This window comes from Pseudomonas sp. NFACC37-1, assembly GCF_900101575.1.
Classification (GTDB): Bacteria; Pseudomonadota; Gammaproteobacteria; order Pseudomonadales; family Pseudomonadaceae; genus Aquipseudomonas; species Aquipseudomonas fluorescens_AA.
In genome coordinates this window covers 1-9,023 of sequence record NZ_FMUZ01000066.1, presented here as the reverse complement: position 1 = coordinate 9,023, position 9,023 = coordinate 1, and the positions used below count along the sequence as shown (strand labels likewise).

At 59.4% G+C, this 9,023-nt stretch carries 7 protein-coding genes and 1 pseudogene; 6 read left to right on the top strand and 2 right to left on the bottom strand.

What is annotated here, in order from left to right:
• Positions 1–132: 132 nt before the first annotated feature.
• Both BLP82_RS29500 and BLP82_RS29495 read right to left on the bottom strand, forming a co-directional pair.
• Positions 133–1,341 (bottom strand): RHS repeat-associated core domain-containing protein, encoded by a 1,209-nt coding sequence (locus BLP82_RS29500; RefSeq protein WP_170842404.1) that lies wholly within the window; start codon positions 1,339–1,341, stop codon positions 133–135.
• Between the two features lie 149 nt (positions 1,342–1,490).
• Positions 1,491–3,074 carry a peptide chain release factor 3 gene (locus tag BLP82_RS29495; protein WP_092176973.1) on the bottom strand — a complete coding sequence of 528 codons (1,584 nt, stop codon included), beginning with the start codon at positions 3,072–3,074 and terminating at the stop codon, positions 1,491–1,493.
• Positions 3,075–3,405: 331 nt separating this feature from the next.
• Between BLP82_RS29495 and BLP82_RS29490 the strand changes: the two genes are divergently transcribed.
• The 6 genes and pseudogenes from BLP82_RS29490 to BLP82_RS31805 form a co-directional block, all read left to right on the top strand.
• Positions 3,406–4,122, top strand: coding sequence for an ABC transporter permease (locus tag BLP82_RS29490; RefSeq protein ID WP_092176970.1), 717 nt, complete (start codon positions 3,406–3,408; stop codon positions 4,120–4,122).
• A 25-nt stretch (positions 4,123–4,147) separates the two neighbouring features.
• Positions 4,148–5,050 (top strand): glycine betaine ABC transporter substrate-binding protein, encoded by a 903-nt coding sequence (locus BLP82_RS29485; protein ID WP_092176967.1) that lies wholly within the window; start codon positions 4,148–4,150, stop codon positions 5,048–5,050.
• 15 nt (positions 5,051–5,065) lie between these two features.
• On the top strand, positions 5,066–5,719 hold the full coding sequence (locus BLP82_RS29480) for an ABC transporter permease (RefSeq protein ID WP_060739198.1): 654 nt from the start codon (positions 5,066–5,068) through the stop codon (positions 5,717–5,719).
• Positions 5,716–6,873 (top strand): osmoprotectant ABC transporter ATP-binding protein OsmV, encoded by a 1,158-nt coding sequence (locus BLP82_RS29475; RefSeq protein ID WP_092176964.1) that lies wholly within the window; start codon positions 5,716–5,718, stop codon positions 6,871–6,873. The genes BLP82_RS29480 and BLP82_RS29475 overlap by 4 nt, the downstream gene beginning before the upstream one ends.
• Positions 6,874–7,356: 483 nt before the next feature.
• Positions 7,357–8,520, top strand: coding sequence for a type III PLP-dependent enzyme (locus tag BLP82_RS29470; RefSeq protein ID WP_092176961.1), 1,164 nt, complete (start codon positions 7,357–7,359; stop codon positions 8,518–8,520).
• A gap of 407 nt (positions 8,521–8,927) precedes the next feature.
• Positions 8,928–9,023, top strand: a pseudogene (locus BLP82_RS31805) (IS110 family transposase); the annotation flags it as partial.

Here is a 9,023-nt window from a genome sequence, read left to right as displayed (position 1 = left end):
TTACCGAAAGGCATTTAGGGGGTAGCCCTGCACCATAGAATCTCCCACAGGAATTTACGCGGCTGGTGCATTGGAGTGACAACAAAAACCCGCTGCCTGGTTTCCGGAGAGTTTGCAAATTCAGGAAGTCTTTCAGCGTTCCCCTTGCCGCACTTGGCGCGCATAGCCTTCTCTTATATCGTTCAGCTTCGCTCTTATATCGCTCGCCGTGGAAAACGCGACCGTCTCTTGGGGAGTAAGCTTATTGGCGTGATTAAACCTACCTCCACGTTGTTGAAACGCCCATTCGGCACTGGCAACATCACTTTTAGCTAATTCTAATTTCCCCCTGAGCTCCGCAACTTCCAGGTCAGACGCCATCAGTTCGTTTACTGCTTTTTTTCTTTCAGCTTTTCTTGCAGCAGCGGCGGCTAACCTTCGTTCCTTGGCCACCTGGTCTGCCAAAATCCTTTTCTCCCTAGCGATCATACGTGCGTTTAAGACGCTGGCCCGTTCAACGATTTCTTCTTGCGTGTGCCCGGCTTTTCGGGGGAAGCGGCCCACACGCTCAAAGGTATCGTTGACAGATGACCTTGCATAAATTTTGAACTGGGTCTTGGAGGACTTCACTAGGGCATAATCACTAACGTACTGCATCGTCGGACTCTGCCGTCCAGCAAGATTGGCTATACCCTTGAAGAGCGACGCCCAGGAATGCCCAGACGGATCCGTCCTATTAACCGGGTCGCCTGCACAATACGCATAGGCATTAATCCCCCCGTCGCCAAACGGACTTTGGTTGTCAGGGCTATTAAAGCGCATTAGCACCGTATTAAAAGCGCGGTAACCATTGCCCAGCAGATAGAAATCAAAATTTTTATCGGGACGCTCCCCATTAAAACCCAAGACCCGATGCGAGGATTTGTCGACAGGGCTGTGGCCGAACGCGGTATATGCCGTCGCGTCAGGCTCTGCCTCGTTCGCCCTCAGGCTGAGAAGAGTCGAGCGTTTGTCATCATGAGCGATCAACGTGGTTTCCTGGACGTCCTCGTTCGTGGTCTGTTGGGCGAGGACGGCGCTTTCGGCTTCAAATACCGAACGTACGGTATCGCCCGCCAGTTCAGTAGCGACACGGTCGCCGCGGTAAAATATCTGGACGCGCGTATCGTCCCAATTTTTGGTGTGTGCGTGCCGGTCAAGCGGGTCATAGCTATAGATAACCTGAACAACTTCCTCTTTTGCAGACATGACGCTCACCGCAACATTGAGACTTGTCGGGGATATATAGCTTGGTTCTCTGCCTTCAGCCACTAGCAGAACTGTTAGGTTCTGTACGAAATCCACTGAAGTTCTGATACCCATAAAATGCATCGCCACCAATGCCAGAGGTGCCCAACAGCAAAAAGGCAGCACGCTTCTTGTTGCCAAATGACTGGGGGGCTAAAACAACTTTTTCACCCCCACAAAAAACCCGCGGCTTTCGCAGCGGGTTTTCGGTTTGACACTTGATACTAGTGGTGCTCACGGGTCGCGCGGAATTTCACATCCGGCCAGCGCTCTTCCATCAGCGCCAGGTTGACCCGGGTCGGGGCCAGGTAGGTCAGGTGACCGCCGCCGTCCAAGGCGAGGTTTTCCACAGCCTTGTTGGAAAATTCCTCGAGCTTTTTCTTGTCGCCGCATTCGACCCAACGGGCGGAGTACACGGTGATCGGCTCATAGGAGCACTCGACCTTGTATTCCTCTTTCAAGCGGCTGGCGACCACATCGAACTGCAGCACACCGACGGCGCCGAGGATGATGTCGTTGCTGCGCTCCGGGAAGAACACCTGGGTGGCGCCCTCCTCGGCCAGTTGCTGCAGACCCTGGCGCAACTGCTTGGACTTGAGCGGGTCCTTCAGGCGTACGCGGCGGAACAGTTCCGGGGCGAAGTGCGGGATACCGGTGAAGCCCAGGGCTTCGCCTTCGGTGAAGGTGTCGCCGATCTGGATGGTGCCGTGGTTGTGCAGGCCGATGATGTCACCGGCGAAGGCTTCTTCCAGTTGCTCGCGCTCCGAGGAGAAGAAGGTCAAGGCGTCGCCGATGCGCACGTCCTTGCCGGTGCGCACGTGGCGCATCTTCATGCCCTTGTCGTATTTTCCGGAGCAGATGCGCATGAAGGCGATACGGTCGCGGTGCTTGGGGTCCATGTTCGCCTGGATCTTGAACACGAAGCCCGAGAATTTCTCTTCCACCGGTTCCACGGTGCGCTCGTTGGCGACGCGTGGCAGCGGGCGCGGAGCCCAGTCCACCACGGCGTCGAGCACATGGTCCACGCCGAAGTTGCCCAGGGCCGTACCGAAGAACACCGGGGTCAGTTGGCCGTCGAGGAATTCCTGATGGTTGAACTCGTGGCAGGCGCCCTGCACCAGCTCCAGTTGCTCGACAAAACGCTCGTACTCATCGCCCAGGTGCGCGCGGGCCTCGTCGGAGTCGAGCTTCTCGATGATCTTCACCTCGGTGCGCTCGTGCCCATGACCGGCGGTGTAGACGATGATGTAGTCGTCGGCCAGGTGGTACACGCCCTTGAAGTCGCGGTAGCAACCGATCGGCCAGGTGATCGGCGCCGCCTTGATCTTCAGGACCGCTTCGATCTCGTCGAGCAGTTCGATCGGGTCACGGATGTCGCGGTCGAGTTTGTTGATGAAGCTGACGATCGGCGTGTCCCGCAGGCGACAGACGTCCATCAGCGCGATGGTCCGTGGTTCGACGCCTTTACCGCCGTCGAGGACCATCAAGGCCGAGTCCACTGCCGTCAGGGTGCGGTAAGTGTCTTCGGAGAAGTCTTCGTGGCCCGGGGTGTCGAGCAGGTTGATCATGTGATCGCGATACGGGAACTGCATGACCGACGTGGTAATGGAGATACCCCGCTGCTTTTCCATTTCCATCCAGTCGGAGGTGGCATGGCGATCGGACTTGCGAGACTTCACCGTGCCGGCGACCGCAATCGCCTTGCCCATCAGCAAGAGCTTTTCGGTGATGGTGGTCTTACCGGCATCGGGGTGGGAAATAATGGCGAAAGTGCGGCGTTTCGCGACTTCGGCGGCCTGTTTGGTCATGGGAAATCGCCTGGCAGGTGATTCAAAAAAGGGCGGCGATTATAGCTCAACTTGTGCCAGGAACCGAACCGTTGAGCACATCCAGGGTGGCCAGATCATTCCTCGCATGGGAACCTTTTACCGCGTGGAGGCGTCCACCCCTCTGATACGAGCAACCGTCAGGGGCTGAAAAATCAGCAAGTTAGCCTGACGAGGCTGCGCTCATGGCTCACTTCGACGGCCGTTTACCGACCGCGAAAAGAGCTGCTTCTCGCGAACGTTTTTCCGGCAACCAGTGATGGTTTGCCGCCCGGGAAAGCGTGCGCCGACTGAAAGACAAAGGAGTCCGCCTGTGGCTATCCGCTATGGCAAAGGGCTTATCGGGGGTGCGGTCGTCGTCGCCCTCCTGGCCCTGTTGATCCACTGGATCGGCATCGATACGATCCAACGCTACCGCGACGATCTGCTGTTTTACCTGCAAGCGCACCTGATGCTTGTATTGGCCTCCATGCTGGCGGCCCTCGTTGTCGGCATCCCCGCCGGCATCGCCCTCAGCCGCCCCGGCTTGGTCGGGCGCGCCGAACGCTTCATGCAAGTGTTCAACATCGGCAATACGGTACCGCCCCTGGCCGTACTGGCCATCGCCCTGGGCATCCTGGGCATCGGCAGCGGGCCGGCCATCTTCGCCCTGTTCCTCGCCTCGCTGCTGCCCATCGTGCGCAACACCTACGAAGGTTTGAAAAACGTCCAGGGCTCCCTCAAGGAAGCCGCCGTCGGCATCGGCATGACCCCACGCCAGGTGCTGTGGAAAGTCGAGTTGCCCAACGCCGTGCCGATCATCGTCGGTGGCGTGCGCGTGGCCCTGGCGATCAACGTCGGCACCGCGCCCCTGGCGTTTCTGATCGGCGCCAACAGCCTCGGCAGCCTGATCTTCCCCGGCATTGCCTTGAACAACCAGCCGCAGCTGTTGCTCGGCGCGGCCTGCACCGCCCTGTTGGCGCTGCTGCTCGACGGCCTGGTGACACTGGCCAGCCGCCTCTGGCTGGAACGCGGTCTGCGACCGTCATAAGCCGGCTGGAAAAAGGAAATCGTTTATGAAGAAGTTGAGCTTGATACTGGGCTGTGTCCTGCTGTTCGCAGGGTTCGCCCAAGCCGCGGAAAAACCGCTTATCCGCCTCGGCGCCCGGGTGTTCACCGAGCAGACACTGCTGGCGGAAATCACCGCGCAATACTTGCGCGCCAAGGGCTACGACGCGCAGATCACTGGCGGCCTGGGCAGCAACCTGGCCCGCAGCGCCCATGAAACCGGGCAATTGGACCTGTTGTGGGAGTACACCGGCGTATCGCTGGTGGCCTACAACCACGTCACGGAAAAACTCGACAGCGCCCAGTCCTACGCCCGAGTGAAAGAACTCGACGCCAAAAAAGGCCTGGCCTGGCTGGCACCGTCGAAATTCAGCAACACCTACGCCTTGGCGCTGCCGGAAAAAGTCGCGCAGCAATACCCACAGATCAACTCCATCAGCCAGTTGAACACGGTGTTGCAGGCCGAAGCCGATGACAATCATCTGGTGGCCCTGGACACCGAATTCGCCAACCGCTCCGACGGCCTGGCGGGCATGGTGGAGCAGTACGGCATGAACCTGACCCGCAAGAACATCCGGCAGATGGACGCGGGCCTGGTCTACACCGCCCTGCGCAACAGCCAGGTGTTCGCCGGCCTGGTCTACACCACCGACGGCCGGCTGAACGCGTTCAAGCTGAAGTTGCTGGAAGACGACAAGCATTACTTCCCCGACTACACAGCCGCGCCGGTGGTGCGCCAGGCGTTCCTCGACGCGCACCCGCAACTGGCCGCGCAGCTCAAGCCCCTGGCCGAGCTGTTCGACGATGCAACCATGCGCCAGCTCAACGCCCGCGTGGACGTCAACCATGAAAGCCCTTCCACCGTTGCCGCCGATTTCCTGCGCCAGCATTCGCTGCTCTCAACCCAATGACCTGGAGGAAAAGCCATGGATTTTCTTGACGCCTTTTCCCATCTGGACTGGCCGCTGGTGCTGCACCTGACCTGGCAGCACATCACCCTGGTGGGCATCGCCGTGACCCTGGCGATTGTGGTCGGCGTGCCCCTGGGCATTTTCATGACCCGCTTCCCGGCGCTCGCCGGCCCCTTGCAGGCCAGCGCCACGGTGCTGCTGACGATTCCGTCGATTGCCCTGTTCGGCCTGTTGTTGCCGTTCTATTCCAAGTTCGGCCAGGGCCTGGGCCCGATGCCGGCGATCACCGCGGTGTTTCTCTATTCGTTGTTGCCGATCATGCGTAACACCTACCTGGCCTTGACCGGCGTCGAACCGGGCATCCGTGAAGCCGCCCGCGGCATCGGCATGACCTTTGCCCAGCGCCTGCGCATGGTCGAACTGCCCATCGCCGTGCCGGTGATCCTGGCCGGCGTGCGCACCGCCGTGGTCATGAACATCGGCGTCATGACCATCGCCGCCACCATCGGCGCCGGTGGCCTGGGCGTGCTCATCCTCGCTTCCATCAGCCGCAGCGACATGTCGATGCTGATCGTCGGCGCCGTGCTGGTCAGTCTCCTGGCCATCTTCGCCGACCTGCTTCTGCAATGGCTGCAACGCTCGCTGACCCCAAAAGGACTATTGAAATGATCGAACTTCAGAACCTCAGCAAAACCTTCAAGAGCAACGGCAAGGACGTCAAGGCCGTGGACTCGGTGAACCTGATCGTCAACGAAGGCGAGATCTGCGTGTTCCTCGGGCCGTCGGGCTGTGGCAAAAGCACCACGCTGAAGATGATTAACCGGCTGATCCCGCCCACCTCGGGCAAGGTGTTGATCAACGGCGAAGACACCACCGGCCTGGACGAAGTGACCCTGCGCCGCAACATTGGCTACGTGATCCAGCAGATCGGCCTGTTCCCGAACATGACCATCGAGGAAAACATCACCGTGGTCCCGCGCCTGCTGGGCTGGGACAAGCAGAAGTGCCACGACCGTGCCCGCGAACTGATGAGCATGATCAAGCTCGAGCCCAAGCAGTACCTGCATCGCTACCCTCGCGAACTGTCGGGTGGCCAGCAGCAACGGATCGGCGTGATCAGGGCCCTGGCGGCCGATGCGCCGCTGTTGCTGATGGACGAACCGTTCGGCGCGGTGGACCCGATCAACCGCGAGATGATCCAGAACGAGTTCTTCGAGATGCAGCGGGCGCTGAACAAGACCGTGATCATGGTCAGCCACGACATCGACGAAGCCATCAAGCTGGGGGACAAGATTGCGATCTTCCGCGCCGGCAAGCTGGTCCAGTGCGATCACCCGGACACGTTGCTGGCGCATCCGGCCGACGAGTTCGTCAGCAGCTTCGTCGGCCAGGACAGCACGCTCAAGCGCCTGTTGCTGGTCAAGGCCGAAGACGCCGCCGACAACGCACCGTCGGTCAGCCCTGAAACCCCGGTGAACGAGGCGTTGGAACTGATGGACGAACATGACCGTCGCTACGTGGTGGTCACCTGTGCCGAGAACAAGGCCCTGGGCTATGTGCGACGGCGCGACCTGTACCGTCAGACCGGCACGTGCGGACAATACCTGCGGGAATTCAACGCCACCGCGGCCTATGACGAGCACCTGCGGATCCTGCTGTCGCGCATGTACGAGTTCAACCGCTCGTGGCTGCCGGTGATGGACGCCGAGCGGGTGTTCCTCGGGGAAGTGACCCAGGAATCGATCGCCGAATACCTGAGCTCCGGGCGCTCGCGCGGCGGCAAGACCAGCATTGTCTCACCGGCCGAGACCGCCTCTGCCTGACCGGGCACAACAGCTTGATCGTTCCCACGCTCTGCGTGGGAATGCCTCCACGGACGCTCCGCGTTCGGCTTTTGGGACGCAGAGCGTCCCGGGCTGCATGCCCACGCAGAGCGTGGGAACGATCATTCAGCGGCCTGAAAAACCGATTCAATTGAACATCAATCTGTCACGCAGGTCGGTTACATCATGAGCTGTCGCGGGCCGCACGACGGATGTGTGCAAAAACGCGACATTTTTAGTTGATCTCAGGCCCCTCACGCCCTAAAGTTCGCGCCGAACGTCCATGCTGGAAACGATCCATCCGGCTCAAGTACTGACGACGAGACAGCAAGGCCAAGGGAATCATGTATCCCATGGCCTTTTTGCTTTCGGCGACATGCCTTGGGAAGTAGGCGAACCAAAGTGGGGATACGGAGGACGTTCACGAGGGCTGCTTGCCCTCACACCCATTGATCCTGATGTTTGCCAGTAGGAGTCCCAAGTATGTCGATCCAGGTCGAAGATTATTTCGCGCGCGAAACTTTCCAGAAAATGAAAGCGTTCGCCGACAAGCAGGAAACCCCGTTCGTGGTGATCGACACCGCGATGATCTCCCAGGCCTATGACGACCTGCGCGCCGGTTTCGAATTCGCCAAGGTCTACTACGCCGTCAAGGCCAACCCGGCGGTGGAAATCATCGACCTGCTCAAGGACAAAGGCTCGAACTTCGACATCGCCTCGATCTACGAGCTGGATAAGGTCATGAGCCGTGGCGTGGGCCCGGAGCAGATCAGCTACGGCAACACCATCAAGAAATCCCGCGACATTCGCTACTTCTACGAGAAGGGCGTGCGCCTGTACGCCACCGACTCCGAAGCCGACCTGCGCAACATCGCCAAGGCCGCGCCGGGTTCGAAGGTTTATGTGCGGATCCTCACCGAAGGCTCGACCACCGCTGACTGGCCGTTGTCGCGCAAGTTCGGCTGCCAGACCGACATGGCCATGGACCTGCTGATCCTGGCCCGCGACCTGGGCCTGGTGCCGTACGGCATTTCGTTCCACGTCGGCTCGCAACAACGCGACATCAGCGTCTGGGACGCGGCCATCGCCAAGGTCAAGGTGATCTTCGAGCGTCTGAAGGAAGAAGACGGCATCGTCTTGAAGCTGATCAACATGGGTGGCGGCTTCCCGGCCAACTACATCACCCGCACCAACAGCCTGGACACCTACGCCGAGGAAATCATCCGCTTCCTCAAGGAAGACTTCGGCGACGACCTGCCGGAAATCATCCTGGAGCCGGGCCGTTCGTTGATCGCCAACGCCGGTATCCTGGTCAGCGAAGTGGTGTTGGTGGCGCGCAAGTCCCGTACCGCTGTCGAGCGTTGGGTGTACACGGATGTGGGCAAGTTCTCCGGCCTGATCGAAACCATGGACGAAGCCATCAAGTTCCCGATCTGGACCGAGAAGAAAGGCGAGATGGAAGAAGTGGTCATCGCCGGGCCGACCTGCGACAGCGCCGACATCATGTATGAAAACTACAAGTACGGTCTGCCGTTGAACCTGGCCATTGGTGATCGCCTGTATTGGCTGTCGACCGGGGCCTATACCACCAGCTACAGCGCGGTGGAATTCAACGGCTTTCCGCCGCTGAAATCGTTTTACGTGTGATACGTCCGGGCGCTTGAACGTCCATCGTTCCGGCCCTGTCGCGTAATAGAAAACGGCGTTTTTCCAGAAATGGAAAGCGCCGTTTTTTTGTTTTTGTCCTCGATGAAACCGCGTTTCCGCTGTGGGAGCGAGCTTGCTCGCGATAGCAGTGGGTCAGCCGACAGTGATGTGGCTGACAGGCCGCTATCGCGAGCAAGCTCGCTTGTATGGTAGGACTTGAAGGGAGGAGGAGGGACAAAGCTCGATTCTGACTGTTAGCCGCAGTACAGACCGTGGGAGATTTCACCCCTCCTCCTTTCACCCAAGCGCCGATAAAGAATGCATCTGGCCTAGACCGACGATAGGAACAAGCCTGCGCCTCTGGGTGAACCCTTCAAGTGTTCAAACCTTAGCCCGGAGGATTTTCAATGGCAATGCCGGTTTCTGTCGCAAAGCCGATCGTGGGTGTTGATGTCGCCAAAGATGAGTTGGTGATTTATCACGCAGAAACAGATCGACTGGAA

Coding starts and splice junctions, on each gene's coding strand:
- BLP82_RS29500 (WP_170842404.1), bottom strand. CDS start 1,341: ATGGGTATCAGAACTTCAGTGGATTTCGTACAGAACCTAACAGTTCTG.
- BLP82_RS29495 (WP_092176973.1), bottom strand. CDS start 3,074: ATGACCAAACAGGCCGCCGAAGTCGCGAAACGCCGCACTTTCGCCATT.
- BLP82_RS29485 (WP_092176967.1), top strand. CDS start 4,148: ATGAAGAAGTTGAGCTTGATACTGGGCTGTGTCCTGCTGTTCGCAGGG.
- BLP82_RS29480 (WP_060739198.1), top strand. CDS start 5,066: ATGGATTTTCTTGACGCCTTTTCCCATCTGGACTGGCCGCTGGTGCTG.
- BLP82_RS29475 (WP_092176964.1), top strand. CDS start 5,716: ATGATCGAACTTCAGAACCTCAGCAAAACCTTCAAGAGCAACGGCAAG.
- BLP82_RS29470 (WP_092176961.1), top strand. CDS start 7,357: ATGTCGATCCAGGTCGAAGATTATTTCGCGCGCGAAACTTTCCAGAAA.